29 protein-coding genes and 1 pseudogene are annotated in these 26,832 nt (G+C 65.3%); 18 read left to right on the top strand and 12 right to left on the bottom strand.

The annotated features are described in order from the left end of the window. Positions 1–177 precede the first annotated feature (177 nt). From M7H45_RS09060 to glpX, 3 genes are read left to right on the top strand one after another with little or no spacing between them, the layout of a single operon-like run. Positions 178–1,395, top strand: a complete 1,218-nt coding sequence (locus M7H45_RS09060) for an LL-diaminopimelate aminotransferase (protein ID WP_227076629.1) — start codon at positions 178–180, stop codon at positions 1,393–1,395. Continuing rightward, positions 1,392–2,684: a homoserine dehydrogenase gene (locus M7H45_RS09055; protein ID WP_298216237.1), complete on the top strand. Its 1,293-nt coding sequence runs from the start codon at positions 1,392–1,394 to the stop codon at positions 2,682–2,684. The genes M7H45_RS09060 and M7H45_RS09055 overlap by 4 nt, the downstream gene beginning before the upstream one ends. 10 nt (positions 2,685–2,694) lie before the next feature. After that, the gene (gene glpX / locus M7H45_RS09050; RefSeq protein ID WP_298216234.1) at positions 2,695–3,681 is read left to right on the top strand and encodes a class II fructose-bisphosphatase; all 987 of its coding nucleotides are present in this window, start codon (positions 2,695–2,697) and stop codon (positions 3,679–3,681) included. A gap of 28 nt (positions 3,682–3,709) precedes the next feature. On the opposite strand, the gene M7H45_RS09045 is transcribed toward glpX, so the two are convergent. Both M7H45_RS09045 and M7H45_RS09040 read right to left on the bottom strand, forming a co-directional pair. Then, the gene (locus tag M7H45_RS09045) at positions 3,710–4,159 is read right to left on the bottom strand and encodes a YraN family protein (RefSeq protein ID WP_298216232.1); all 450 of its coding nucleotides are present in this window, start codon (positions 4,157–4,159) and stop codon (positions 3,710–3,712) included. A 21-nt stretch (positions 4,160–4,180) separates the two neighbouring features. Further along, positions 4,181–5,227 carry an AI-2E family transporter gene (locus M7H45_RS09040; RefSeq protein ID WP_298216246.1) on the bottom strand — a complete coding sequence of 349 codons (1,047 nt, stop codon included), beginning with the start codon at positions 5,225–5,227 and terminating at the stop codon, positions 4,181–4,183. A gap of 171 nt (positions 5,228–5,398) precedes the next feature. On the opposite strand from M7H45_RS09040, the gene M7H45_RS09035 reads away from it, so the two are divergent. The 4 genes from M7H45_RS09035 to M7H45_RS09020 are packed head-to-tail and all read left to right on the top strand — an operon-like array spanning position 5,399 to position 9,545. Continuing rightward, positions 5,399–6,277 carry a helix-turn-helix domain-containing protein gene (locus M7H45_RS09035; RefSeq protein WP_298216245.1) on the top strand — a complete coding sequence of 293 codons (879 nt, stop codon included), beginning with the start codon at positions 5,399–5,401 and terminating at the stop codon, positions 6,275–6,277. Beyond that, positions 6,277–7,110 (top strand): 3-mercaptopyruvate sulfurtransferase, encoded by an 834-nt coding sequence (gene sseA, locus M7H45_RS09030; RefSeq protein ID WP_298216231.1) that lies wholly within the window; start codon positions 6,277–6,279, stop codon positions 7,108–7,110. The genes M7H45_RS09035 and sseA overlap by 1 nt, the downstream gene beginning before the upstream one ends. Then, a complete protein-coding gene (metC, locus tag M7H45_RS09025) occupies positions 7,111–8,292 on the top strand; it encodes a cystathionine beta-lyase (protein ID WP_298216230.1) in 1,182 nt (393 codons plus the stop codon). It begins immediately after the preceding gene. Beyond that, positions 8,289–9,545: a DUF4010 domain-containing protein gene (locus M7H45_RS09020; protein WP_298216228.1), complete on the top strand. Its 1,257-nt coding sequence runs from the start codon at positions 8,289–8,291 to the stop codon at positions 9,543–9,545. Before metC ends, M7H45_RS09020 begins: the two co-directional genes overlap by 4 nt. Here the strand turns inward: M7H45_RS09020 and M7H45_RS09015 are convergent. Next, positions 9,542–9,829: a putative quinol monooxygenase gene (locus M7H45_RS09015; RefSeq protein WP_298216226.1), complete on the bottom strand. Its 288-nt coding sequence runs from the start codon at positions 9,827–9,829 to the stop codon at positions 9,542–9,544. The genes M7H45_RS09020 and M7H45_RS09015 overlap by 4 nt on opposite strands. Before the next feature lie 2 nt (positions 9,830–9,831). After that, positions 9,832–10,677: a fumarylacetoacetate hydrolase family protein gene (locus tag M7H45_RS09010; protein ID WP_298216243.1), complete on the bottom strand. Its 846-nt coding sequence runs from the start codon at positions 10,675–10,677 to the stop codon at positions 9,832–9,834. Positions 10,678–10,795: 118 nt separating this feature from the next. Between M7H45_RS09010 and M7H45_RS09005 the strand changes: the two genes are divergently transcribed. Further along, positions 10,796–11,113, top strand: coding sequence for a YciI family protein (locus M7H45_RS09005; RefSeq protein WP_298216224.1), 318 nt, complete (start codon positions 10,796–10,798; stop codon positions 11,111–11,113). 257 nt (positions 11,114–11,370) lie between these two features. On the opposite strand, the gene M7H45_RS09000 is transcribed toward M7H45_RS09005, so the two are convergent. Next, positions 11,371–12,021, bottom strand: a complete 651-nt coding sequence (locus M7H45_RS09000; RefSeq protein ID WP_298216222.1) for a ParA family protein — start codon at positions 12,019–12,021, stop codon at positions 11,371–11,373. A gap of 28 nt (positions 12,022–12,049) precedes the next feature. Here M7H45_RS09000 and M7H45_RS08995 point away from each other — a divergent pair, with 28 nt between their 5' ends. The 9 genes from M7H45_RS08995 to M7H45_RS08955 all read left to right on the top strand — a co-directional run bounded on the left by M7H45_RS08995 (position 12,050) and on the right by M7H45_RS08955 (position 20,878). Next, positions 12,050–13,396, top strand: coding sequence for an NAD(P)H-hydrate dehydratase (locus tag M7H45_RS08995; protein ID WP_298216220.1), 1,347 nt, complete (start codon positions 12,050–12,052; stop codon positions 13,394–13,396). A 109-nt stretch (positions 13,397–13,505) separates the two neighbouring features. Continuing rightward, positions 13,506–13,850 carry an RcnB family protein gene (locus tag M7H45_RS08990; RefSeq protein WP_298216218.1) on the top strand — a complete coding sequence of 115 codons (345 nt, stop codon included), beginning with the start codon at positions 13,506–13,508 and terminating at the stop codon, positions 13,848–13,850. Between the two features lie 101 nt (positions 13,851–13,951). Further along, positions 13,952–16,285 (top strand): transketolase, encoded by a 2,334-nt coding sequence (locus M7H45_RS08985; RefSeq protein ID WP_408832780.1) that lies wholly within the window; start codon positions 13,952–13,954, stop codon positions 16,283–16,285. 115 nt (positions 16,286–16,400) lie between these two features. Then, positions 16,401–16,847, top strand: a complete 447-nt coding sequence (locus M7H45_RS08980) for a GcrA family cell cycle regulator (RefSeq protein ID WP_298216214.1) — start codon at positions 16,401–16,403, stop codon at positions 16,845–16,847. Between the two features lie 168 nt (positions 16,848–17,015). Next, positions 17,016–17,264, top strand: a complete 249-nt coding sequence (locus M7H45_RS08975) for a cold shock domain-containing protein (protein ID WP_408832778.1) — start codon at positions 17,016–17,018, stop codon at positions 17,262–17,264. 65 nt (positions 17,265–17,329) lie between these two features. Further along, positions 17,330–18,796 (top strand): M17 family metallopeptidase, encoded by a 1,467-nt coding sequence (locus M7H45_RS08970; protein ID WP_298216213.1) that lies wholly within the window; start codon positions 17,330–17,332, stop codon positions 18,794–18,796. A 227-nt stretch (positions 18,797–19,023) separates the two neighbouring features. After that, positions 19,024–19,404, top strand: coding sequence for a MarR family transcriptional regulator (locus M7H45_RS08965; protein ID WP_298216211.1), 381 nt, complete (start codon positions 19,024–19,026; stop codon positions 19,402–19,404). Positions 19,405–19,489: 85 nt separating this feature from the next. Then, positions 19,490–20,053, top strand: coding sequence for an outer membrane lipoprotein carrier protein LolA (locus tag M7H45_RS08960; protein WP_298216209.1), 564 nt, complete (start codon positions 19,490–19,492; stop codon positions 20,051–20,053). Positions 20,054–20,062: 9 nt separating this feature from the next. Beyond that, on the top strand, positions 20,063–20,878 hold the full coding sequence (locus M7H45_RS08955) for an exodeoxyribonuclease III (RefSeq protein ID WP_298216207.1): 816 nt from the start codon (positions 20,063–20,065) through the stop codon (positions 20,876–20,878). Here M7H45_RS08955 and M7H45_RS08950 read toward each other — a convergent pair. The 5 genes from M7H45_RS08950 to M7H45_RS08930 form a co-directional block, all read right to left on the bottom strand. Beyond that, positions 20,873–21,445, bottom strand: coding sequence for a histidine phosphatase family protein (locus M7H45_RS08950; protein ID WP_298216205.1), 573 nt, complete (start codon positions 21,443–21,445; stop codon positions 20,873–20,875). The two genes, M7H45_RS08955 and M7H45_RS08950, sit on opposite strands and share 6 nt — an antisense overlap. Before the next feature lies 1 nt (position 21,446). After that, positions 21,447–22,061: a glutathione S-transferase gene (locus M7H45_RS08945; RefSeq protein ID WP_298216203.1), complete on the bottom strand. Its 615-nt coding sequence runs from the start codon at positions 22,059–22,061 to the stop codon at positions 21,447–21,449. A gap of 94 nt (positions 22,062–22,155) precedes the next feature. After that, a complete protein-coding gene (locus tag M7H45_RS08940) occupies positions 22,156–23,088 on the bottom strand; it encodes a ribose-phosphate pyrophosphokinase (protein ID WP_298216201.1) in 933 nt (310 codons plus the stop codon). Between the two features lie 61 nt (positions 23,089–23,149). Next, on the bottom strand, positions 23,150–23,953 hold the full coding sequence (proC, locus tag M7H45_RS08935; protein WP_298216199.1) for a pyrroline-5-carboxylate reductase: 804 nt from the start codon (positions 23,951–23,953) through the stop codon (positions 23,150–23,152). 12 nt (positions 23,954–23,965) lie between these two features. Beyond that, the gene (locus tag M7H45_RS08930) at positions 23,966–24,475 is read right to left on the bottom strand and encodes a YbjN domain-containing protein (RefSeq protein ID WP_298216197.1); all 510 of its coding nucleotides are present in this window, start codon (positions 24,473–24,475) and stop codon (positions 23,966–23,968) included. 221 nt (positions 24,476–24,696) lie between these two features. Here M7H45_RS08930 and M7H45_RS08925 point away from each other — a divergent pair, with 221 nt between their 5' ends. Further along, entirely contained in the window at positions 24,697–25,464 is a 768-nt protein-coding gene (locus M7H45_RS08925) for a tetratricopeptide repeat protein (protein WP_298216195.1), read from the top strand. 18 nt (positions 25,465–25,482) lie between these two features. Here the strand turns inward: M7H45_RS08925 and lpxC are convergent, their stop codons facing one another. Both lpxC and M7H45_RS08915 read right to left on the bottom strand, forming a co-directional pair. Further along, complete coding sequence (gene lpxC, locus M7H45_RS08920) at positions 25,483–26,388, bottom strand: UDP-3-O-acyl-N-acetylglucosamine deacetylase (protein ID WP_298216193.1); 906 nt, start codon at positions 26,386–26,388, stop codon at positions 25,483–25,485. Between the two features lie 187 nt (positions 26,389–26,575). Then, positions 26,576–26,832: pseudogene (locus tag M7H45_RS08915) on the bottom strand (cell division protein FtsZ); the annotation flags it as partial.

The raw sequence follows: 26,832 nt of genomic DNA, 5'->3' as shown, positions 1-26,832 counted from the left end.
TTTGGCGAGGGCGCGCTGCCGCTGGCCCTGGCGCGGGCGCGGCGGATGGCCGACGCGCTCACTGCCGCCGGCGTGCCGCCCGCCGCGATCCGCATCGCCGCCCTGGCTTCAGGTTCTGGCGGCTTCGCGCAATTCGTATATTAAGCCTTGCATCGATAACCCGAGTCCGAGTTGAACATGTCCTCTGAAGAGTTCCACCGCATCCGCCGCCTGCCCCCTTATGTGTTCGCCGAGGTGAACGCCGCCAAGGCCAAGGCCCGCGCCGCGGCCGAGGACATTATCGACCTCGGCATGGGCAACCCGGATTCCGGCACCCCGGCGCATATCGTCGCCAAGCTGGTCGAAACCATCCAGGACCCGCGCACGCATCGCTATTCCACCTCCAAGGGCATTCCCGGCCTGCGCCGCGCCCAGGCGGCGTATTATGAGCGCCGCTTCGGCGTGAAGCTGGACCCGGAGACCGAGGTGATCGCCACGCTCGGCTCCAAGGAGGGGCTGGCCAACCTCGCCGCCGCCATCACCTCGCCGGGCGACACCATCCTGGTGCCCAACCCGTCCTACCCAATCCATCAGTTCGGCTTCATCATCGCGGGCGCTTCGGTGCGCTCCATCCCCGCGCATCCGGGCGAGGACATGCTGCGCGCCATCGACCAGGCGGTGCGCCACTCGGTGCCGAAGCCGACGGCGCTGATCGTGAACTTCCCCTCCAACCCCACCGCCTACATGGCCGACCTTGATTTCTACAAGGAGCTGGTGGCGCTGGCCCGCAAGACAGAGATCTTCATCATCTCCGACCTCGCCTATGGCGAGATTTATTTCGACGGCAACCCGCCGCCTTCCGTGCTGCAGGTCGAGGGCGCGAAGGAGATCGCGGTGGAGTTCACCTCGATGTCGAAGACCTACTCGATGGCCGGCTGGCGCATGGGCTTCGGCGTGGGCAATCCGCGCCTGATCAAGGCGCTCACCCGCATGAAATCCTATCTCGATTACGGCGCCTTCACCCCGATCCAGGTGGCGGCGACGGCGGCGCTGAACGGCCCGCAGGATTGCGTGGAGGAGATGCGCAACCTCTACCGCGAGCGCCGCGACGTGCTGATCAAGGGGCTGCATCAGGCCGGGTGGGACGTGCCGTCCCCCAACGGCTCGATGTTCGCCTGGGCGCCGATCCCCGAGCGCTACAAGCATCTGGGCAGCCTGGAATTCTCCAAGCTGCTGATGGCCAAGGCCAAGGTCGCGGTGGCGCCGGGCATCGGCTTTGGCGAATATGGCGATACGCATGTGCGCATCGCCCTGGTCGAAAACACCCACCGTCTGCGCCAAGCCATCCGCAATATCCGCGGCTTCCTGGCCACCGATAACGCCGCCCCGGCGGACGACTCTCTGGAGAGCAAATGATGAACCCCTTGCGCGTCGGCATTGCCGGGCTGGGCACCGTGGGTGCTGGCGTGGTCAAACTCCTGGCCCGGCAGGCGGAGCTGATCACCGCCCGCGCTGGCCGCCCGATCGTGGTCACCGCCGTGTCCGCCCGTGACCGCACCCGCGAGCGCGGCATCTCGCTGGACGGGCTGATCTGGCACGATGACCCGCTGGCCCTGGCCTGGGACGAGCAGGTGGACGTGGTCGTGGAGCTGATCGGCGGCTCCGACGGCCCGGCGAAGGCCCTGGCCGAGAAGGCGCTGGCCGCGGGCCGTCCGCTGGTGACGGCGAACAAGGCGCTGCTCGCCGTGCATGGCGCGGCGCTGGCCCAGGCGGCCGAGGATGCTGGCCTGCCGCTGGCCTATGAGGCGGCGGTGGCCGGGGGCATCCCCGTGATCAAGGCGCTGCGCGAGGGGCTGGCGGCCAACCAGGTCAGCCGCGTCGCGGGCATCCTCAACGGCACTTGCAACTACATCCTAACCACCATGCGCGAGGAGGGGCGGGATTTCGCCGATGTGCTGGCCGATGCCCAGCGCCTGGGCTATGCCGAGGCCGATCCCAGCTTCGACATTGACGGCGTGGACGCCGCCCACAAGCTCGCCATCCTGGCCGGGCTGGCCTTCGGCGCGCGCATCAATTTCGCCGATCTGCATATCGAGGGTATCCGCCGCGTTTCGGCGCTGGACATCGCCTTCGCGCAGGAGCTCGGCTACCGCATCAAGCTGCTCGGCATCGCGGAGCAGACCGGCGAGGGCGTGTCGCTGCGCGTGCATCCGGCCATGGTGCCGGTGAGCAAGCCGATCGCCACCGTGGATGGCGTGTTCAACGCCGTGCTGCTGGAGGGTGATTTCTCCGGCCCAGTGTTCCTGCAAGGGCGCGGCGCGGGCGAGGGGCCGACGGCCTCCGCCGTGGTCGCCGACCTCATCGACATCGCCCGCGGTAGCCAGATCCCGGTTTGGGGCATGGCGCAGGGCGCGCTGGCCGAGGCCCGCGTGGTGCCGATGGCGCGGCTTTCCAGCGCTTATTTCCTGCGCCTGATGGTGGTCGACCAGCCCGGCGTGATGGCCGATGTCACCGCCATTTTGCGCGACCATGGCATCTCGCTCGAATCCATGTTGCAGCATGGGCGCAAGCCGGGCGAGGCGGTGCCGATCGTGCTGCTGACCCACGAAACGCGCGAGGACGCGGTGAACGCCGCGCTGGCGCGCATCGCCACGCTGGAAGCGGTGCTGGAAGCCCCGGCGCTGATCCGTATCGAACCGAAATAAGGATAGAGCCATGACCGAACCTCTTCGCCTGGGCGAAGTTTCCGACCGCAACCTGGCGCTTGAGCTGGTCCGCGTGACCGAGGCCGCCGCCATCGCCGCCGCGCGCTGGATCGGACGCGGCAAGAAGAACGACGCCGACGGCGCCGCCGTGGAGGCGATGCGCAAGGCGTTCGACACGGTGGCAATCGACGGCACGGTGGTGATCGGCGAGGGCGAGATGGATGAGGCGCCGATGCTCTATATCGGCGAGAAGGTGGGGTGCGGCGGTCCTGCCATGGATATCGCGGTCGATCCTCTGGAAGGCACGACCATTACCGCCAAGGGCGGGCCCAACGCCATCGCGACCGTGGCTTTGGCGGAGCGCGGGAATTTTCTGCACGCGCCGGATATCTATATGGAAAAGATCGCGGTGGGGGGCGGTTTGCCGGAGGGAGTCGTGGCGCTGGATGCCCCGGTGAAGGAAAATTTGAAAAACCTCGCCTTGGCGAAAGGCATCGATGTGTCGGAATTGATGGTCTGCATGCTGGATCGTGAGCGGCATGCCGAGGAGATCGCCAAAATCCGCGAGGCCGGGGCGCGTATTCTTCTCATCGGCGATGGCGATGTGGCAGGGGTCATCGCCGTGGCGCAGCCTGATGCCGGGGTGGATATGTATCTAGGCTCTGGCGGCGCGCCGGAGGGCGTTCTCGCGGCGGCGGCGCTGCGCTGCACCGGAGGCCAGATGCAGGGGCGGCTGATGTTCGAGGACGCCGCCCAGATCGAACGCGCCCGGTCCATGGGCATCACGGATCCGGGCCATATTTATACATTGGAGCAGATGGCCCGGGGCGATGTGATGTTCGCCGCCACGGGCGTCACGTCTGGCGCTATGTTGAAAGGAGTGCGCCGGGCGGGGCACGGCGCGGTCACTCATTCCATCGTCATGCGCTCAAAATCCGGCACGGTGCGCTATGTGGAAGGGCATCATAATTTCGCCAAGAAAAATCTGAACCTTTAATGCTCAATCAGGGCTGGAGGCCCCAGCTTCAGGACATATTCAGACGGATTGCGTCCTCGATGATTTCCACGCCAGCCGGCATCACGAACGCCACATCGAACCGTGTCTCCGGGCGTGTCCACTCTGGATGCGTCGCGAGGGCGATCCCGGCGGCCTGCCATAGCCGGGTTTGCTGCCGCGCGGAAACGGCATAGGCGGCCTCCGCCCGGCTTCGCCGTGCCTTGACCTCGATAAAAACCAGGGAGCGCGGGTTCGCGGCGATGATATCTATTTCGCCGGCTCCGGTCCGAAACCGATGGGCGAGGATGTCAAAACCGCGGCGGCCGAGTATGTCCGCGACGTGAGTTTCTGCGCGGCGGCCTGCTTTTTCCGCGGCTTGCCGCCGGGCCTGGCTGCTTCCGTTAACAATCGGATTGGGGCGTGCCCCGGCGGCGCGTGACCCCTTCACATGCGTCAACATTTCTTTGTTTTGCCCCAAACTCCTTAATGCCTGGTTAAATTACGGTTGCCGCCATGTGCCGCGGGGTTGGCCAGCGAATTCTTCCGCCATGGTGATGCCCAGCGCCAGTAATACGGGGCCCAGAAAAATTCCCAGCGCCCCGAAGGCGAGAGCGCCGCCCAAAACGCCGATCAGCGTCACCGCGTAGGGCAGGGCCGCGCCCCGTGAAATCAGCCAGGGGCGGAGGATCGAATCGGCGCCGCCGACAACCACGAAGCAGTAAATCGCGAGCAGAATCCCGACGACCGGGTGGCCGGCCGCGATCAGATAAAGGGAGATCGGCACGTAGATGATCACGGCGCCCGCCGGAACAATCGAGATGAGCCCCGCGATGGTGGCCAAAATCAATGCCTGGGGCACATGCGCGACCTCAAAACCGATGGCGTAAAGGATGCCTTGGAACGCCGCCGTGCCCAGAATGCCGAAGACAACGCCGCGCACGGTCGCCGCGACCAGCCCTAGCAGTTCCTCTAGCATGAGGGGATTGATCACCCGGGCTAAAACCAGACGGATACGCTCGATGATCTGTTCTCCCGATAGAAAAAACAGAAAGGCGAAAAAGAGCGCTACGACGGTTTCGACGACGCCGTGGCTGATATGCAAAAGCAATTTGATCCCAGTATGGGCCACCGAGCCGAGCACGGGCTGGGCCGAATTCATCAGGCCGCCAAGATCATTTGCGGAATTATTCCAGAAATCCGCCAGCATCCCGCCGATGACCGGAATTTTTTGAAGAAAACCGGGCGCCGGCGGCAAGCCGTTTTGAATGACATCCGTGACCCATCCCCGGCTGTCTCGTGCCTCTTTGGCCGCCACCAAGGCGAGATGGATGAGCGGCACAAGCAGGAGGACAGCCACGACGATCGTGATGACGATCGCCGCCAATACGGGAGGCAGATGAGAGCGGAAGCGGACGTAAACGGGCCAAAGACAAAAGACCAAGATAGCGGCCCAGAGCATGGCCGGCAAAAAAGGAAGTAAAATCAAAGCACAGCCCAGCCCCAGGGCAAATGCCAATCCAAGCAGAACGAGCCGGTCGGGTCTCATTCCCTCTCTCTGCCGGGCTTGGTCACGTGCCGCAAGAGCGCAACCCCCACCAACATCGATCACGCACCCTTGGATGGGCGTGGTACGATTTATGAAACTCTTGTCAAAAACTAGATATAGTCCAACAATAGAAGCGCTGGCTTTGCTTCACGGGGAGATAAAATGGCTTCGATGCGCTTTGACGAGATTGGTCAGCAATTGCGTGCTTATCGGATGGAATCCGGCCTGAAGGCGGAGGAAATTTCCGCGCGGCTGGGTGTCTCCCGCGCCGCTCTTTACCGGTATGAGAAAGGCGAGGTCATCAAGCTCGACACCATCAATCGTCTGGCGGAGCTTCTCAAAATCTCTCCTCTGACACTGCTCGGCATAGGTATCGAATATTATGCCAAGCCGATCGGGTATGCGGAACGGCTTCGACAAATCGAGGAATCGGCTGAACAGATTTTGCAGGCCGCCGGGCCGATATGTTATCTGACAACATCATCGCAATATGATCAGGTTTTGGCGCAGCTCTTTGATGAGCATGCCGAGACCCTGGAGAGCGATCGACTCTTGACGCGCGCCGCCACGGAGCAATTGCTCGAGGTGATGGCGGAAAGAAAAAAGCTTTACCAAAGCCGTAAACCATCCATTATCAGCATTTTCACGGCCTCCTCCATTCAGAAATTTTTGGCGGAGGGAATCGCGCCCGGCGCCCAGGTCTCGGACGCGCTGCGCGCCAAAGCCCGGGAGGCAGCGTTACGAGAAATGGAAATGGTCGCCAATCTGATGGAGAGCGAGCCGATTGGCCTCCAGCTCGGGTTGATGGCGCAGGGGGAGCCAAATGGGCCTTTCATTCTGCTGCGCTCGCGGGAGCGGGCAACCCTGGCGGTCAACCCCTTCCCCGTGGATTCATTGCCGGGCGCGCAAACCGGGGTGGCGTTGATCACCAGCGCCGAGGATGCCATCGCCGCGCATCAGCGTCTTTGCGAGTCGGTCTGGCGGGAAGCCATTAAGGGCGTGGCGGCGGCGGAGAGGGTGCGCGCCCTCATCGCCGCCGCTCGCCGCTGATGCCCCCCCTCCTTTCGCCCGAGGCGCTGCGCTCATCCCTTGGCGAGAGCGGCTCCGCGGTGCTGGACGCCACCTATTTTCTCCCTAGTGAAAACCAGGACGCGGCGGCGAATTTCACCGCCGCCCATATTCCAGGCGCCCGTTTCTTCGCGATCGACGAGGTGGCGGATCGCTCCTCCAGCCTGCCCCACATGCTGCCAACCCCGGAGGATTTCGCCGCCGCCATGGGCGCGCTCGGCATCGGGGATGAGACGCGGGTCGTGGTTTACGACCAGCGCGGCATTTTTTCCGCCCCCCGGCTCTGGTGGATGTTCCGCGTGTTCGGCCATGACAATGTGCAGGTGCTGGATGGCGGTCTGCCCGGCTGGCGCGCGGCGGGGGGAGAGATCGAATCGGGCATTCCCCGCCCCGCCACGCCCGCCCGCTTCACCCCCCGCTACCGGCCGGACCTCGTGCGCTCATTAACGCAGATGCGCGCCAATCTTGCCGCCCCGGAGGCGCTGGTGCTGGACGCCCGCGCCGCTTCCCGGTTTTACGGAAAAACCCCGGAACCGCGTCCAGGGTTGCGTGGGGGGCATATTCCCGGCTCCCGCTCCCTGCCGTTCAGCGAGGTCCTGGAAAATGGCCGCTACCGTTCGCCGGACGCCTTACGGCGGATCTTCGCCGCGGCCGGGGCGGATGGAACGAGGCCGGTCATCACCACCTGCGGGTCAGGCCTCACGGCCTGTGTCTTGGCCCTGGGCTTGAGTCTGGCGGGCTTGCCGGAGGCAGCGGTTTATGATGGGTCCTGGGCGGAATGGGGCGGACGCGGCGATACCCCCGTAGAGGCTTGAATGGCAAGAAAAATCGAAACCGCCCTGGTGCAATCCGGGCGCGCGCCGGTGAGGCAATATGGCTTTGTCAATCCACCGCTGAAGCGCGGCTCCACGGTTCTGCACGCCAGTGTGGCGGCCAAGCGGGCGCTCGGCCCGGACGCCGCCTTCGAGCCGGTGGAGATCTATGGGCTGATGGGCAGCGAAACCCATTTCGCCCTCGAGGCCGCCATCGCCGAGATCGAGGGAGGAACCCGCGCCCAGGTGACGGGAAGCGGGCTTTCGGCGATCACCCTGCCGCTGCTGAGCTATCTGAGAGCAGGCGAGCATGTGCTGGTGCCTGATTCCGTCTACGGCCCCACCCGTGGTTTCTGCGATTCGGTGCTGGCCCGCTTTGGCGTCGCCACCAGCTATTATGACCCGATGATCACGCCCGGCGGGCTCGCGGGGCTGTTCCAGGCCAATACCCGCGTCCTGTTCACCGAGAGTCCGGGCAGCCATACATTCGAAGTCCAGGACATTCCCGGCCTCGCGGCGGTCGCCCATGCCCATGGCGCCAAGGTGTTTCTCGATAATACCTGGGGCATTCTCCACTTCGCGCCCTTTCGCCACGGTGTGGATGTCTCCATCCACGCCCTTACCAAATATCCTGGCGGCCATTCCGACATCATCCTCGGCGCGGTGGTGGTGAATACCGATGAGGATTGGCATTGGCTGCGCCAGGGGGCGCTTGAAATAGGCAATTACGCCAGCCCGGACGATTGCTGGCTGGCGTTGCGGGGTTTGCGCACCCTCCATGTCCGGCTCAAAGCGGCGGAGGCGGCGGGGCTGCGCATCGCGCATTGGTTCGCGGCCCGGCCAGAAGTCGCGCGGGTGTTGCACCCGGCTTTGCCATCCTGCCCAGGGCACGAGAATTTCAAGCGCGACTTTACGGGGGCGTGCGGATTGTTCGGCGTGGTGTTTCAGCCCCAATACACGCCGCAGGATGTGGAGCGGATGATCGACGCCTTGCGGATGTTTGGCATCGGCGTCAGCTGGGGCGGTTTCGAAAGCCTGGTATTGCCCAGCTCCGGCACCATCCGCCGTACGGCGGGCACCGGCCGGTTCGAGGGTGAAGCCGCGCGGTTTCACATAGGGCTTGAAAACGTGGACGACCTGATCGCCGATCTCGACCAGGGCTTGCGGGCGCTGCGCGGCGCATGATCCTGCCGCCGCTCCTCGCGGGGTTCATCGGCGCCACGGGGCTGGGATTTCTCATCGGGCTGGAGCTGCACGCCTATCGCCGGCGGGGAGAAGGGCCGCTCAGTCCGGAGGCGCAGGGATTCGGCACCACCCGCACCATCACCCTCATCTCCGCGCTGGGTTTCGTTTTGTGGAGCGTCGCGCCGGTCGTGCCTTTTTGCGTGGGGCTGGCCGTGCTGGGGATGGCGCTGGTGCTGGAATACCGCAAGCGCCTCAAGGCGGGGGAAAGCTCCCTCGTTCCCACCATCATCGGGCTGGTCGCCTATGCGCTGGGGCCGCTTTTGCTCACCGCGCCGCCGGTGGTGCCCGCGGCGCTGGTGGTGCTGGTGCTGGTGGCGCTGGGGGAGCAGGTCAAAATCCGGCGTTTTTCTGACGCCTTCCCCTCCGAGGAAGGGGTCACCCTGGCGAAATTCCTCATTCTCGCCGGGCTGATCTATCCGCTTCTCCCGGGTAGCGATGTGCCCTACCTGCCGGGGATATCCTGGACAAAGCTATGGCTGGCCGTGCTGGCCGTCTCGGGGATCTCATATCTCAGCTATCTCGCCCATCGTTACCTGTTCCCTCGCGCGGGCACCTTGCTAACCGGTCTGCTGGGCGGGCTGTATTCTTCCACCGCCGCCACGCTTGTGCTGGCGCGGGCGGTAAGGGCCGAGCCGCAAGGCATGGCCTTCGCCTCCGCCGCGGTCATCATCGCCACCGCGATGATGTATGCCCGGCTGCTAGCCTTGATCGCCTTGGTGGGGCACGAGCAGGCGGCATTGGCCCTGGCTTTGCCGTTCGGCGGGTTTTTTCTGGCCTCGCTGATGGCGGCGGGTCTGATGGCTTGGCGGGAGCGCGGCGGCCTGACGCGCACGCATCCGCCGGTCAGCGGCAATCCCCTGGATCTACCCGCGGCCTTCCTTTTCGCCTTGCTGTTCATGCTGTTTGCGGGTCTCACCCGGCTCGTCACCCTTCATTTCGGGGATGCCGGCCTGCACGCGCTCGCTTTCGTCGTCGGCTTCTCGGATATTGATCCGTTCATCCTCTCGCTGCTTGCCGGCAAATTCACCGTGAGCGAGGGGGCGGTGACCGGCGCCGTGCTGATCGCCAGCGCCAGTAACAATCTCGTGAAAGCCGCCTATGCGCTGATCTTCTCGCGCAGCCGGACGTTGATGCCCGCCGCCATCTGGCTATGCCTCATGGCGGCGGTATCCTTCGCTCTGGCCCTTGGCTAGAGCGCCGGCTCACCATGCATCATATAGGGTGGCTTTTCAAAAGTATGCCCCACATTTTTCCGCCATTCGCTGAAATCCGGGCTGGCCCGGAAGCTTTCATGCGCCGCGACGCTGTCCCATTGGACGATCAGCATGAAGCGGCGCGGGTCCTCGATCATGCGCTGCAAGTCCATGCCATGGCAGCCGGGAAACGCCAAAAATTTGGGTTTGCTGCGCCCCGCCCCGTCGATAAACTCCTGTTCCATGCCGGCCTTGACCTGAATATCCGCGAATTCGGTGACCATCCTCAACCTCCGATCGTTATTGCTCGTTGTTCGCCCAGCCCCTCCACGCCGAGGCGGAGGGTCTGGCCAGGGTGCAGATAAACCGGTTCCGGCTTCCTGCCCATCCCCACCCCCGCCGGCGTGCCGGTGGCGATGATGTCGCCAGGATAAAGCGTGATGAATTGCGAGACATAGGAAACCAGCATCTTCACCCCGAAGATCATGTTGGCGGTCGTGCCGTCCTGCATTGTTTTTCCATCCACCTCGCAGAATAAACGCAGGGCTTGCGGGTCGGGCACCTCATCCTTGGTGACCAGCCAGGGGCCGACCGGGCCGAAACGGTCACAGCCTTTGCCCTTGTCCCATTGGCCGCCGCGCTCGGTCTGGTAAGAGCGCTCGCTGACATCGTTCACCACCGCGTAGCCCGCGACATATTCCAGGGCGGTATCTTCCGGCACCCGGCTGGCCTTGGCGCCGATCACCACCCCCAGTTCCACCTCCCAATCGGTTTTTTTCGCGCCGGGCGGGATGATGATGTCATCATAAGGCCCGCAGAACGCGGAGAGCGATTTGAGAAAAATGATCGGCTCCTGGGGAATTTTTCCTCCCGTCTCGGCGGCGTGGTCAGCGTAATTCAACCCGATGCAGACGAAATTGAGCGGCCGGGGAATGCAAGGGCCGATGCGGTGCTCCGCTTTCAGCAGAGGCAGCTTCTCCGGGTCGAGCCTTTGCAGCTGTTCGAGCCAGGGAAGGGTCATTTCATCGCCGGTGATGTTGGCGAGCGCGTCGTCCAAGGTGCGGATGGCGCCGTCATGATCGAGAATGCACCATTTTTCGCCGCTTTCCTCGCCATACCGCAACAGCTTCATCATTACCTCCTCGATTTGCCCTCAGCGCCGCGCACAAAGCTGGGTGGCGAAGACGGGGCGTGTCAAACCCCTGTTTCTATACTACCGCTGCGCGAATATGTCAGGAGAGGTCAGCCTCATGCCGCTCTTTGTACTTCATGCCAAGGATCACCCGGGCGCCCTCCCGCGCCGGCTGGAACTCTATGCGGCCCACCGCAGCTTCCTGGAGCGGCAGGACGATATCGGGCCCGTGCGGATCATCATGGCCGGGCCGCTGCAAACGGATGATGGCGACTATATGACAGGATCGCTGCTGATTCTCGAGGCGCCCGACAGGAAAGCGGTGGACCGTTTGGTGGCGGAGGACCCCTTCACCCAGGAAGGCGTATGGGGGGAGGTTTCCGTCTCCCGGTTTCACCGCCGCCGCCATCCGGCGCGGGACATCCTAACGCTCTGAGCTAACCGAGCAAACCGATGCCTTAAACAAAAAAAGGCTGGCCGCTAAGGCCAGCCAGCATCAACTTTTTGATGCCTTGTTTCTTGGCTCCCTAAACTTGGCGGCTAGCATTCGCTGTCGCGTTACCGTTTGCCTCTTTTAAGAGACACGCGGCTGGATTTTATTGCCACGGGTCAGATTGTGGCTGAAAAAAGACGGGATGGCAAGCGCGCTTATGCGGTTTTTTGCAGGCGCAAGCGGTGCGGAGGAAATTTTTTTCACGTCGCCAGGGCCGCCGGGTCTTCGAGCCGGGTCAGCAGCGCCTGCCGGGCGGCGCGCACCTCCTCCGCCGCCTGGCTGGCGGGCGCGGCCTCGGTCACGCCAAGCCCCTCCGCGAAGGCGTTGGCATAGCCGGCGCGGTTGGCCAGCGCGGCGGAGAGCAGGGACAGGCGGCGCGCGGCGATCTCCGCCTCCAACCGCTTACGCAGGCGGGACGCGGCGGGGGCGCGGTTGAAGAGCAGCACGGCCGGGCGGCGTTCCTCAAAGGTCATTTTGAGCGTGCCTTCCGCGGCCCATAAATCCGGCGGGGCCGGGTTGAGCGGCACCAGCACGAGATCCGCGCCGCGGATGGCGCGCCGCGCGTCGCTGTCGATCACCGGCGGGGTGTCGATGATGATATAATCATAGGCCGATTTCAATGTCTCGAGTTCGCCCGCCAGCCGCCAGCCGGAGACCGTGGAGGTGTCGAGAGCCGTCTTCGCCTTGGCGGCGGATGCGCGCAACCGGCCCCAGGCGGTGAGGCTGGCTTGCGGGTCGGTGTCGAGCAGCGCCACCGTGCCCAGCTCCGCCAAGGCGGCGCCAAGCTGGGTGACGAGCATGGTCTTGCCCGCGCCACCTTTTTGCTGTGCAACCGCTATGATCCTACCCATCCCATTCCTCCTGACACGGAGCGAGTTAATGGCATATTCCTTTGCGCCGCCAGAGCATTTTGCAGGCGCGTTGCTCACCCCCGCGCAAATGGCGCGCGCGGACGCGCTGGCGGGAAACACCGAGGCTTTGATGCGGGCGGCCGGGCGGGCGGTGGCGCGGGCCATCTTGCAACGCTGCGCGCCGGTGCCGGTGCTGGTGCTGGCGGGGCCGGGCAATAATGGCGGCGATGGCAAGGCGGCGGCGAAATATCTGGCGCGAGCGGGCTGGCCGGTGAGGGTGGCGGATTTCCGGGAGGCGGGGCCGGAGCAGGCCGCGCGGGCCGGGCTGGTCATCGACGCGATCTTCGGCGCGGGCCTGTCGCGGGAGCTCGATGCACGGACCATCTCGCTGCTGCGGGCCGCCCGGCGGCTGGTGGCGGTGGACGTTCCCTCCGGCCTGGATGGCGCCACCGGCCAGGTTCGGGGCTATGCGCCGCAGGCGGAGTTCACGGTCACCTTCGTGCGCAAGAAGCCCGGCCACCTCCTTTTCCCCGGCCGCGCCCTATGCGGCGAGGTGCTGCTCCGTGACATCGGCATGGCGGAGAGCGTCATCGCCGGGGCCGGGGTTGATACATGGGAGAACGGCCCGGCCTTGTTCACCCTCCCGCCCCAGGCGCCCACCGGCCATAAATATCAGAGCGGGGATGTCACGATCCTCTCCGGCGCGCTGCCGGGCGCGGCGCGGCTGGCGGCGATGGCGGCGCGCCGCGGCGGCGCGGGCATGGTCAGCATCGCCGCCCCCGCGGCGGCCCCCTTGCCGGAGGCGGGCATCATCCTCCGGCATGAGCCGCTGGCCGAGTTGCTGCGGGACGCGCGCCGCAAAAGCTGGGTGGTGGGGCCGGGCCTCGGCGTCGCGGCGGCGGGAGAGGCGCTGACCCAGCTTCTCGCGGCGCCAGGCCTGGCCATCGTCGCGGACGCGGACGCGCTCACCACCTGCGCGGGCAGGCCGGAGCGGCTGCGCGGTGTCGCCGTCATCACTCCCCATGAGGGCGAGTTCACCCGTCTCTTTGGCGCCATCGGCCCCAGCAAGCTGGAGGCCGCCCGGCGCGCCGCCAGAGAGATCCAGGCGGTGGTGGTGTTGAAAGGGGCGGATAGCGTGATCGCGGCGCCGGACGGCACCGCCGCCATCAATGCCAACGCGCCGCCCTGGCTCGCCACTGGCGGCACGGGCGATGTGCTGGCCGGGCTGGCGGCGGCCTTGCTGGCGCGCGGCATGCCCCCATTCGCCGCCGCCTGCGCGGCGGTCTGGCTGCATGGCGCCGCCGCCGCCCAGGCCGGGCCAGGCATGCTGGCGGAGGATCTTCCCCCTCTGCTGGGCAGGCTGAGCCATGCGTGACAGCAAAGACGGTGATGCGTGATTTCTTTACAAAAACGGTTTGGCCCGGCCCAGAAAAGCCATGATCATCCGGCTTGTATGGTCAGGCAATCATAGGGAGACAAGCCGCATGCGCTGGCGAAATGGAATGCTGGGCCTCATCGCGGCTTTGGCCGTCACGGCCTCGCCCGTTCTGGCTCAGCCGCGCGGGCCGGGCTATGGCCCGCCCCCGCATGGACCGGGCTATTATGGCCCGCCGCCCCCGCGCGGACCGGGCTATTATGGCCCGCCGCCGCGCCACTGGGCTCAGGGAGACCGTTTCGAGGGTAATCGCGTCGTCATCAATAATTACAATTATTACCATTTGCGGCCGCCCCCGTACGGCTATCAGTGGGTCTATTCCGGCGGGCAATTTCTCATGGTCGCCATCGCCACCGGCGTCATCGCGGCCATTGTGGCGGGGTCGCTGAATTAGCCAGCCGGCTCGGGCGGGGCAAACCCATTTCCCGCGGCTCCGCTTTCCTGTAACGTCGGGCCATGAATGAAATGCGGCCCGTATGGCCCGGCCAAGGAGGTTTGGAAACGCTGGCCGCCATCGAGCGCAAGCTTCTCTGGCTGGCCGCCTGGACCATTCATTACGCCAACAACATCCGTCCCAACCCCACCGGCGCGAAGGTGGGTGGGCATCAGGCGTCCTGCGCCTCCGTCACCACCCTCATGACGGCGTTGTATTTTCACGCCCTGCGGCCGCAGGACCGCGTGGCGGTCAAACCCCACGCCGCTCCCGTGCTTCACGCCATCAATTATCTGCTGGGGCGGCAGAGCCTGGAGAAGCTGCAAAATTTTCGTCAGCTCGGTGGCGCCCAGGCCTACCCCTCCCGCACCACCGATGGACCGGAGATTGATTTCTCCACCGGTTCCGTCGGGCTTGGCGTCGCCATCACCAGCTTCGCCGCGCTGATTCAGGATTATGTGGAGGCGCATCGCCTTGGGCCCCCAGGCGCGGCGCGGGCGCGGCATGTCGCCATCGCGGGCGATGCGGAGCTGGACGAGGGCAATATCTACGAAGCCCTGCTGGAAGGCTGGAAGCACGATGTCCGCGATGTCTGGTGGGTGGTGGATTGTAACCGCCAAAGCCTCGATTCCGTCATCCCAGACCGGCTCTTCGGCCGGTTCGAGGGGCTGTTCCGCGATATGGGCTGGCGGGTCGTTACCTTGCGCTACGGCCAGCGGCTGCAAGAGGCGTTCACCCAGCCTGGCGGCTCCAGCCTGCGGCATTGGCTGGATGAATGCCCGAATTCCGTCTATTCCGCGCTCACCTTTCAAGGCGGCGCGGCCTGGCGCGAGGCGCTGCTGCGCGACCTTGGCCGCAGCCGGGGCGCGCGCGCGCTCATCGGCTCGCTGAGCGATGCCGAGCTGGCGGAGCTGATGACCAATCTGGCCGGGCATGATCTCGCCACGCTTCTGCAAAGCTTCACCGCGGCCGCCGCCTCCAGCCAGCCCACGGTTTTCCTCGCCTACACCATCAAGGGCAACGGCCTGCCGCTGGCGGGCCACAAGGACAACCATGCCGGGTTGATGACGCCCGAACAGATGGACCAGTTCCGCGCCGAGATGCGCATCCGCCCGGGCCATGAATGGGATCCGCTCGAGGGGCTCGCCCATCCGCACCGGGTCGAGCGGCTGCTGCGCGAGGCGCCTTACGCCACGCCGCTGACCCCGGGCGGACGCCGCCTCGCCGCGCCCGCCGTGCCGGTGCCGGCGGAATTGCCGCAGCCGCGCATCGCCGGGCGGCGAATGAGCACCCAGACCGGCTTTGGCGAGATCCTCTCCGAGATCGGGCGGGCCCAGGCCGAGACCGCGGCGCTGGCGCGGGCCATCGTCACCTCCAGCCCGGATGTCGCCACCTCCACCAACCTCACCTCCTGGATCAACCGGCGCGGCATGTTCGCCCGCCAGGCCCAGCCGGATATTTTCCGCGAGAACAAGGTCGCCTCGATGGTCCGCAAGGACATGCATCCGCACGGCCAGCATATCGAGCTGGGCATCGCCGAGCAAAGCCTGTTTCTCCTGCTCGGCGCCGCCGGGCTGGCGCACGAGCTTTACGGCGCGCGGCTGCTGCCCATCGGCACGGTGTACGATCCTTTCGTCAATCGCGGGCACGACGCGCTTTATTATGCCTGCTACCAGGATGCGCGTTTTCTTCTCGTCTCCACCCCTTCGGGCATCACCCTGGCGGCGGAGGGCGGCCAGCATCAGGCCACCAACACGCCGCTGCTCGGCATCGTGCAGGACAAGCTGGCCGCCTTCGAGCCGGCCTATTGCGACGAGCTGCGAATCATGATGCGCCACGCTTTCGAATATATGCAGAGGCCGGATGGTTCGGCGGTCTGGCTGCGTCTTTCCAATCTCGTGCTGCCCCAGCCCGCCAGGGCGCTCAACGCCGCGCATGTCATCGCCGGAGCGCATTGGGCCGTGCCCCCCGCGCCAGGGGCGGAGCTCGCCATCGCCTATCAAGGGGCGCTGGCGGCGGAGGCGGAGAAGGCGTTCGCCCTGGTGCGGGAGGAGGTGCCCGGCGCCGGGCTGCTCGCCATCACCAGCCCCAACCGGCTTTACGCGGGGTGGCGGCAGGCGCAGCGTTTGCGGCGCGAGGGGCAGGCGGGGCGGGCGCATATCGAGGATATTCTCGCGCCTCTCGCCGCCCATGCCGCGCTGGTCACGGTGCTGGATGGGCACCCCGCCGCCCATGCCTGGCTGGGGGCGGTGCGCGGCCAGCGCGTGATGGCCCTGGGTCCGGACCGTTTCGGTAAATCCGGCACGGTCGCCGAGCTTTACCGTGAGTACGAAATGGATTGCGACGCCATTCTCGATGCCTGCGCCGAGGCCTTGCGGGACGCCTCTCTTCCCTGAACAAAATGGTAACGGGTTTTCCACAGAAAACCCTCATATCCCGCCCCCTAAATATTGCGTGTCCTCCGGCTTGGGTCTACTTTATTTAGTAGGTCATTCAAGGGAGACCCACCAAATGGAGTGGACGGAAGAGGCAATTTCCCGCCTGCGGAATTTGTGGGCGCAGGGTTTGTCGACCGCTGAGATCGGGCGGCGGCTGAATGTTTCGAAAAACGCCGTGGTGGGCAAAGCGCACCGCTTGAACCTGCCCGCGCGCCCTTCTCCCATTCGCCGCGCTCCCGGGGTGGCGCCGCGCCCGCCGGTGCCTAGGCGGGTGCAGGGGCCTACCCTGCCGCCGCTCTCCGCCTCCCTCAGCGCGCCGGTGCCCGTGTTGCGGGCCGTCACCCCCGCGCCCAAGCCAAAGCTGCCCCGTACCGCCCCTTGCTGCTGGCCCATCGGCGAGCCGGGCACCGCCAGTTTTCATTTTTGCAATGCCGCGGCGATGACCGGCAAGCCCTATTGCGAGGAGCACGCCGCCATCGCCTATGTCCGGCTCCGGGATAAGGCCGAGGACGCCGCCTGAAAGATAGGGCGGCGCGCCCCGCGCGTACCGGTGGCCAGCCGTACCGCATTGCAACAAAACAGGTTTTTATTGCGCCGAGGGGGAAAAAGCAGTTAAGCTGCGGGTTGCCGGAAAATCGCCGGCGACGACTTAAAACCCGAATAAAACGGGGCCAAGAAAGGTGTCGAAATGGAAATGATTCAAGAGGGTCAATCCCCCCAGTCCTCCGCGTCACAGACCGGGGTCGTCAAATGGTTCAATCCGGGCAAGGGCTATGGTTTCATCGCGCCGGATGATGGCGGCAACGATATTTTCGTTCATATCAGCGCCGTGCAGCATGCCGGTCTGCGCAAGTTGAACGAGGGGGAGCGTGTGCGCTTCGCTTTGCAACAGCGGGAAGGCCGCGTGGCCGCCATCGGCATCGAGCGCCTGCACTAACGTAAAATCCCGTCGGAACGCCAGCCCGCCATCGGTGAGGCTCGGCTTTCTTGCGGTTGGCGGGCATGGATCAACGGCGCGGCGCGGCCTATGCTGCGCTCATGCCGAATGATTTTCTCCATTGTCTCGATCACCCCGCCGGGCTGGCCGTTGCCGCCGCCGCCCCACGGGCTTTGCACGCCGTCCAGCCCCATGCCTTGCCCGCCCTGCTGGAAGGCTGGCCGGAGGCGCGCGCCCAGGCCGCGCTCCTCGGTTTCGAGGCGGAAAGCGGGCGCGTCCTTTTGGTGCCGGATCGTCAGGGCGCGCCCGGCGCGGCCTTGCTCGGGCTGGGGGAGGCGGTTCCCATCCTCCAGTCATTCGGCGCCGCAGCTTCGGCCCTGCCCGCCGGAACCGCCTGGCGGATCGAATCCGGAGAATTTCCACGCAACAAAGCGGAACTCGCCTTCTTGCTGGGCGCCTACCGCTATGAATCGCTGAAAGCGAAAAAAACCGGATTGGCCAGCCTGGCCGCGGCGGATACCCGCGCTCGCACCATCGCGGGCGGCGTCATGCTCGCCCGCGAACTCATCAACACCCCGCCCAACCGGCTCGGCCCGGATGAGCTGGCGGAGGTGGCGCTGGCGCTCGGCCGCCGCCACGGGGCGGAGTGCGAGGGCGTGCGCGGCGCGGCGCTGGCCAGCCGGTTTCCCGCCATCGCCACGGTCGGCGCGGGTTCGGACCGGCCGCCCGCCGCCGTGCTGCTTCGCTGGCGGGGCAGCGCCGCCACGCAGACCTCACCCCTGATCTCGCTCTGCGGCAAGGGGGTATGCTTCGACACGGGCGGGTATAATCTCAAACCCGGCGGCGCGATGCGGCTGATGCGCAAGGATATGGGCGGCGCCGCGATCGCGTTGGGCTTGGCGGCGGCCATCATGGCGCTCGATTTGTCCATTCGCCTGGAATTGCGGATAGGCTGCGTGGAAAACAGCGTCTCCGGACACGCCATGCGGCCCTCGGATATTATCAAGACCCGGGCGGGATTGACGGTGGAAATCGGCGATACCGACGCCGAGGGGCGGCTGGTGCTCTGCGATCTCCTGGCTGAAGCCTGTGAGCAAAATCCTGACTGGCTCGTCGATCTTGCCACCCTCACAGGAGCGGCCCGCGTGGCGCTGGGGCCGGATCTGCCCGCGCTGTTCAGCAATGATGATGCCATGGCGGCGCAAATTCTCTCAGCCGGGCTGGAAACGGGGGACCCCCTATGGCGGTTGCCTTTGCATGCCAGCTATGCCTCCTGGTTGGAATCTTCATTTGCCGACCTTAACAATATTTCATCGAAACCATTCGCCGGCGCCATCACCGCCGCGCTATTTCTGCAGCGCTTTATCTCTCCAGGCATATGCTGGGCGCATATCGATACCTATGCCTGGAACGATTCCACCCGTCCTGGCCATCCCGAGGGGGGAGAGGCCCAAACCTTGCAGGCCCTGCTTGAGGCGATTGAAATTTTTTCAACCAACAAGGGTGGGCAACATAAAAACGTTTCGGCCTAATTTTAATTAAAATTTTTTCACGATGAGCGGTGTCTTAAGTAACAAACGTAAAACGGAATCTCTTGTTTTGTTAGCTTGCCGGAGAGGCGCTGGGGAAGCTTTTCGAACTCATATTGAATTTCTTTCGCATCTCATTTAATGGTTTTTGCTCCCATCGTTTTATGGTACGGCCTCGCCGAGGTTTGCTTGATCAGAACGATTTTCCAAATTTTCAAGGGAACTGAATAATGGCACCTCCTCAACTTTCTTCCGATCAGCTGGTCGGGATTCTCCGCGATACCATCGTCCCCCTCGTCCGGCGGGATGGTGTGGATCTTTCCGCGCGGCAGCTTGGGGTTTTTCTAACCTGTTATCTTGGCGAGGGACCCCACACCGTCCGTGGCCTGGCGCATGAGTTGAACGTTTCCAAACCGGCGATCACCCGCGCCCTCGACCGGCTGACGGAGCTTGATTACGTCCGCCGCAAGGTAGACCCTTCCGACCGCCGCTCGGTGCTGGTGCAACGCACGGTCAAGGGGGCTGCTTTTCTCCGGGAAATCCGGCATATTATGACGGATGCTTTCACCACTCATAGAACCGAGGCCTCCAGCCGCCGCGCGGCGGGCTAACCTCACGCGCCGCCGCGCTCTTCGCGCGGCCGCCTTGTTTCTGGGGGCGTCCCTGCTGGCCAAAGCGCCGGCGCGGGCCGCCCCCATGACTTTATCCGATCAGGACAAAGCGCTCCTCGCGCAAATAGAAGCCTATCTCAACGCGCAGAAATCCGTCACGGCTAATTTTCTCCAAGTGGCGGCGGATGGGTCGACACGCACTGGTAAGGCCTGGCTTCAGCGTCCCGGCAAAATGCGCTTCGCCTACGACCCGCCCGACCCCCAGCTTCTCGTGGCCGGATTTGGCATTTTAACCTATTACGATCCCGATCTGGGTCAGACCAGTAATATTCCGTTGAGCACCACGCCGCTTGGCATTCTGCTGGCGCCGCGTGTTGATCTGGAAAGCGCGGACGTTTACGTCACCAATATTCTGCGCCAGCCCGGGCAGGTGGATGTCACGCTGGTGCGCAAGGGCAAGGAGGCGGCGGGAAGCCTCACCCTGTCCTTCGCGACCGATCCGCTGGAATTGCGTGGCTGGGTGGTCACCGATGCTCAGGGAAAACAGACCATCGTGCATTTATACGACATTTCTCCCGCCGCCCGGCCATTTCCGGATTCGCTATTTCAATTCACGCCCGCCACGTCGCCGATCCCTTCGGGCGGCTGAATTTCAAACATGCCGCTCACCATCGCCACTTGGAATATCAACTCGTTGCGCCTGCGCCAGTCCTTGCTGCACCGCCTCGTCGCGGCGTTGCGGCCAGATGTTCTCTGCCTGCAGGAAACCAAGGTGCCGGATGCGCTGTTTCCGGAGGATATCGGCGCCGCCACAGGGTTTCCCCATGTGCTCAAGCGCGGCATGAAAGGCTATAACGGCGTCGCCATCCTGTCGCGCCTGCCGCTGACCTTGGCGGAGGACACGCCCGATTGGTGCGGCAAGGCGGATTGCCGCCACGTCTCCGCCACGGTGCAAACCCAAACCGGCCCCCTCACCATTCACGATTTCTACGTTCCGGCTGGCGGCGACATTCCGGATGGCGCGGTCAACGCCAAATTCGCGCATAAGCTCGCCTTCCTGGCGGAAACGCGGGCGCATTTCGCCGCGCACAAGCCGCGCCGGGCCGTGCTGGCGGGCGATCTCAACATCGCGCCCCTGGAACATGACGTATGGAGCCATAAACAGCTTCTCAACGTCGTCAGCCATACCCCCATCGAGGTCGCGGCGCTAGAGGCCTGGCGTGACCAGGGGTTTTACGACGCCATAAGGCATTTCGTGCCGGCGGCGCAAAAACTCTACACATGGTGGTCCTACCGCAACCGGGATTGGGCGGCCTCCGACCGTGGGCGCAGGCTCGACCATATTTGGGTCACGCCGGACCTCGTCCCGGCGCTGCGGCAATTCCAAATCCTGCGCGAGGCGCGGGACTGGGAGCAGCCTTCCGACCATGTTCCGGTGGCGTTGACCCTGGATCTCGACCCGGCCGGCTCATAAAGCCCCGGGCGACCTCTCGGGGCTGGTCACCCGCCAGCCGCCGCCCTCCGGCGCGCAGTAAAACGGCACGGCATTGCCGGTCAGCCCCTCCCGGGGCAAGCCCATCAAGTCGCGGATGGCGCGGAACACGCCGCCATGGGCGATGATGAGCGGCGGCCCCGGCCGCGCCGCCAGCCCGCGCGCCAGCGCCGCGGCCACCCGCTCCAGCAGTTCGGCGAAGCTTTCCGCCCCCGCCGGGGTAAAACGCCCTTCCAGCCATTCCGGAAACCAGGGCAAAAGCGGCTGGCCTTCCATGCCGCCGAACACCACCTCCCGCAAATCCGGCTCATACGCCACCTCCAGCCGCAAGCTGGCATTGACCAGATCGGCGGTTTCGCGCGTGCGCCGCATGGGCGAGGCGAGAATATGGGTGATGCCCCGCCCCGCCAGCAGCGCTCCGGCCCGCTCGGCCTGGGCGCGGCCATTAGCGTTCAAGGAGATATCGAGCGCTCCCTGGCTCAGCCCGGCGGCGTTGTAATCCGTCTCGCCATGCCGGAGAAACCAGAACGGAACGGGTGGCAGCGCCAAATCAGGCCAGCCCTTCGGCTTTCAGCGCCCGCTGCACGGCCGGCCGGGCGCGCATGCGCTCCAGATGTCCCGCCAGCCCCTCCGGCAGCTCCAGATTGGCCCGCGGCCCCCAGTTTTCGAGGAAAAACAGCGCCGCGTCGGCGATGGAATAATCGCCCAGCAAATAGGCTTTCGCGCCTAAAGCCTGGTTGAGCAGCTTATAGCCGGCCGTCACGATATCGCGCCCCGTCTGCTTCACGGCCGGCTCGTCGGCGCTGGTGGGGGTAAAGGCGGCTGGGCGGAACATGCGGGTGAAGCCCCGCATATGGACGGTGGCGACCATATAATCGAGCAGCTCCAGCGTCCGCACCTCGCCCTCTATCGTCTCCGGCAAGAGCCGCGCCTCGGGATTGGTTTTGGCCAGATACCAGGCGATGGCGGGCCATTCGGTCACCAGGGAGTTATCGTCGCGCAGCAGCGCGGGCACCTTGGATTTCGGGTTGAGCGAGGCGTAGGGCTCCTTGTATTGTGCCCCGGCGGCCAGATCCACCTTCAGCAATTCGAATGGTTTGCCGATTTCCTCCAGCAGCACATGGATGCCGAGCGAGCACGCATTGGGAGCATAATAAAGTTTCATGGCCACCTCCGTTTATATCCGCCCGCTCCATGAGCGCGGCGTGGGAGGTTTGTAGGCCAATCCCTGGCCCGGCTCCAGGGGGCCGGGCCGGCGATCAATCGAAGAGCGAGGAGACCGAGCTTTCCGTGGAAATCCGCCGCATCGCCTCGGCTAGCAGCGGGGCGATGGAAAGCTGGCGGATGTTATGGGCGAGCCGCACGGCCTCGGTTCCCAGGATCGAATCCGTGATCGTCATCATCTCGATGGGCGAGGCGGCGATCCGCGCCACCGCCCCGCCGGAGAGCACGCCGTGGGAGACATAGACCTCCACGGATTTCGCGCCATTGGCGAGCAGCGCCTCGGCGGCGTTGCACAGCGTGCCGCCGGAATCGACGATATCATCCACCAGGATACAATCCCGCCCCGCCACGTCGCCGATGATGTTCATCACCTCGGACACGCCCGCGCGCTCGCGCCGTTTGTCGATGATGGCGAGATCGGTGTTCAGCCGCCGGGCGATGATGCGCGCGCGCAGCACGCCGCCCACATCCGGGGAGACGATCATCGGCGTCCGCCCGGCGAAACGTTCCTGGATGTCGCGGGAGAAGAGCGGCGCGGCGGGGAGATTATCCACCGGAATGTCGAAGAACCCTTGAATTTGCCCAGCATGCAAATCCATGGTCAGCACGCGGTTGGCGCCGGCCTCGGTGATGATATTGGCGACCAGCTTGGCGGAGATCGGGGTGCGGGGGCCGGATTTACGGTCCTGCCGCGCATAGCCGAAATAGGGAATCACCGCGGTCACCCGCCGGGCGGAGCCGCGCCGCAGCGCATCCAGCGTGATCAGCAGCTCCATCAAATGGTCATTGGTGGGGTAGGAGGTGGATTGGATGACGAAGACATCCTCGCCGCGCACGTTCTCGTGAACCTCGACGAACACTTCCATATCCGCGAACCGCCGGATCGACGCTTTCGCCAGGGGCAGATTCAGGCCGGCGGCAACAGCCTCAGCCAGCGGACGATTGCTGTTGGCGGCGACAATCTTCATCGGCGGCCTTTCAGGAATGCTGCTCGGGGCGCGGTGTAGCAATGGGGGGCGGCAAAGTAAATTAAGCGGAAAGAGCGCGGGAGCGTTCCGTGGCCGCCTGGATGGCCGCTTTGAACGTTTTTGGCCATGCGTCATCGGCGCGCAACAGTTTCAGCGCCTCGGCGGTGGTGCCGCCGGGGGAGGTTACGGCCTCGCGCAGCGCCGCCGGGGTTTCGGGGGAGGCGGCCAGCAGCGCGGCGGAGCCGATCACCGTTTGCCGGGCCAGGCGCCGGGCCAGCTCCGACGGCAGGCCCTGGTCCAGCCCGGCCTGTTCCATCAGCTCGGTGAGGAGAAAGACATAGGCGGGGCCGCCGCCGGAAATCGCCGTCACCGGGTCCAGCATCCCTTCCTCCTCCACCCAGGCGACCTCGCCCACGGCGGCGAGCAGCCGGGCGGCCAGATCCCGCCCCGCCGCGGATACGCCCGCCCCGGCGAAAGCCACGGTGATGCCCTGGCGCACGGCGGCGGGGGTGTTGGGCATGGCGCGGATGATGGCGGGCGCGCCTCCCAGCAGCCCCGCCACGCCCTGCACGGTTTTACCCGCCATGATGGAGATGAACAGCGCCCCGGCCAGATGCCCATAGGCGGGCAGCGCCGCCGCCGCCATTTGCGGCTTCACCGCCAGAACCACCGCCTCCGGCGCGAAGCCTGGGGGGAGCCGGGCGGGGTCAGCCGCCACCGTCACGCCGGGTCCGGCCAGGGCCTGGGCGGCGGGGGAGGGGTCGATGATGACGGCCTCGGCCAGCCCTTGCTCGCGCCAACCGGCGAGCAACGCGCTGCCCATACGGCCGCCACCTACCAGAAGAATCGGGGGCAGGGCGGTCATGCCCGCCCTATGTCATGCTTCGCCCGCGCATTCCAGCATGGCCGCGTCCAGCGCCTCATCCGGGCTTTTGCCGCCCCAAATCGCGAATTGAAACGCGGGGAAGAAGCGCTCGCATTCGGTGAGGGCGATGTCGATCATATCCTCCACGGATTCCGCCGCCACGCCCGGCGCGCCGCGCAGCAGCATGGCATGGCGGTAAACCGGCATGTCCGTCTCCGCGTCCAGGCCGAAATGGCCGATCCACAAGCGCTCATTCGCCTTGGCGAGCAATTCGTAAACCGTCCCGCGCCGTTTCGCCGGGGCCTTCATGTCGAAGGTGGCGGAGAAATGCATGATCGAGATTTCGTCGGACCAGCAGAAATACAGCCCGTAATCGCACCATTTTCCCTGCGCCTCGGCGGCGAGATCCGAGTCCGAGCGGCGGTCGAAATTCCATTCATTGGCGGCGACGATCTGTTCCACGAGATCGAGCGGATTGGAGACGGTGTTAGCCTCGTCGGCGGCGTGAGCAAGACTGGTCATGCAAGGGCCTCCTTGTCACCATAGAAATCGGGTGAGACAAATCTGGCGTCCCGCGCAGTGTTTCTCCCCACGATTCGGATGGTATGTAATTTTATCGGCCCCGTACATTAATATCGCATTGCCGCCAGCGGTTTTTGTCGAGCGTCACCCATTCGCCGCAATGGATTTTTTCGCGCCGAGGCCCCATATATCCGCTCCGGATGCCCAAGGATTTCCACAGCATGACCAGAAGTTTTTTCCTCTCCCTCGCGGTGGCGGCGGGGCTGCTGCTCGGCCCGGCCCTGCCCGCCCGCGCGCAGGATGCGGGGCCGACGCCGCGCCAGATCCAGACGATGATCGATACCGGCCAAAGCGCCCAGGCGCTCCAGGCGCTCAAAGGTGTGCTGCAACAGCATCCCGAGAGCGGAGTGGCCTGGTACCTTGCCGCCGAGGCGCAGGACGCGCGCGGCAATGAGACCGCCGCGGCCCAGGCTTTGGCGAAGGCGGAGCAATACGCGCCGGGCCTGCCCTTCGCGGATCCGCAAAAAGCCGCCGCCTTGCAGGCCCATATCCAGAAAGGGCTCAACGCGCCCGCCGCCGGCCATGCCGGCATCAGCGTTGCCTTGCTGGTCATTGGCGGGCTGGTGCTGCTGTTCATTCTGTTGCGCCTCTTCTCCGGCTTGCGGCGCGGGCCAGTGCCGTTTTACCGCCCTCCCTATCCCGGCAATCCAAACATGCCTTACGGCGCCCAGGGGCCCAACGGGCCGTATGGGCCAGGCGGCTTTGGCGGGTTTGGCGGCGGGCTCGGCGGCTCCATCCTCGGCGGTCTTGCCGCCGGGGCCGGCTTCGCGGCGGGCGAGCGCATCGTGGATGGCATGATGGGCGGGCACGAGGCCCAGGCCGCGCCGCCGGATCAGGGCTTGGGCCAAAGCCAGGACGATGGGTTGCTGGGCGATCCCGGCTGGGACAATGGCGGCGGCGGCGACGACCTCAACAATAATAGCTGGTGAAGCCCGGCGGCGGCGGCCTCAGGCCGCCGTCAATTGCAAAGTGGCGCCGGGCGCGCTCACCGCCAGCCGGTAATTCGCCCGGTTCGCGAATACCGCGCGCAATAACTGGTTGTTGAGCGCGTGCCCGGTCCGGCTGCCGATGAACCGCCCCTCGATGCGCGCCCCCGCGAGGTAGAGATCGCCGATCACATCCAAAAGCTTGTGCCGCACGAATTCATCGTCGTAGCGCAGGCCCTCGCGGTTGAGAACCTGGCCGTCATCCACCACCACCGCGTTGGCCAGGGAGCCGCCGCGCGCCAGCCCCGCCTTGCGCAGCGCCTCGATCTCCCCTTTCAGGGTGAAGGTGCGCGCCCGGGCGATCTCGGCCGCGAAACCCTCGGCGGAGAGGCGAAACTGATAGGCCTGGGCGCCGATGGCGCGGGCGGCGAATTCGATCGACAGGCTGAGATCGAAGCCGCTGCCGCCATCCAGATGCGGGCGCAGCTCGGCGAAGGCCCCGTTCTGCTCCACCCTCACGGGCCGCAGGATTTCGAGCGCCGGGCGCGCGCCGCCATGCTCAATCACCCCCGCGCTCTCCAGCAGGAATGAAAACGGCGCGGCGGAGCCGTCGAAGACCGGCGGCTCGGCGGCGTCCAGCTCGATGAGCAAATCATCCACGCCCGCCGCCGCCAAGGCGGCCATCAAATGCTCGATCGTGCCGATTCTCGCCGCGCCCCGCCCGATCATCGTGCAAAGCCTCGTATCGATCACGTTATCGTAACGGGCGGGCACATCCACGCCAAGATCGACCCGGCGGAAGACGATGCCATGGTTGACCGGGGCCGGACGCAAGGTGATCCGCACCGCCTCGCCGCTATGCAGCCCGCGTCCCACCGCCGAAATCGGCGCTTTCAGCGTGCGCCGCGCCGCGGCGTCCTGGATCATGCTGGATCGGTCACGCAAGGATGACATTGAGATGAAACCTGCCTCTGCATCAGCTTTTTAATTACGCATTGCGGCGCAGCGCCGCCAATAAATCATTATTTCCGATTATTTCCTCCCAAGCCACGGATTATAAAATAAAACCGGCACGCCTGGGCGTGCCGGTCCATGGTCTCGCCTCGGCGTGGTCTTATTGCTGGTTGCGGCGCAGGAAGGCGGGGATCTCCAGCCCCACCTCGTCCAGCTGCGCGGGGCGCACGGCGGCGCGCGGCGCCTCTTGCGGCGCGTCATGCCGCATGGCCGGCTCCTGGCGGGCATGGGGGTGGGGCGGCGGCGCGGCGGGGCGGGCGCCGAAGCCGAACACGGATTTAAAAATGCTGGGCTTGGGCTCGGGCGCCCGCGCCGGGGCTGGCATGGGCGCGGCCATGGCGGGGCTGGGGCGCTGGG

Source organism: Acidocella sp. (assembly GCF_027352905.1).
Classification (GTDB): Bacteria; Pseudomonadota; Alphaproteobacteria; order Acetobacterales; family Acetobacteraceae; genus Acidocella.
The sequence above is the reverse complement of the archived record's forward strand: the minus strand, read 5'-3'. Positions and strand labels throughout refer to the sequence as shown.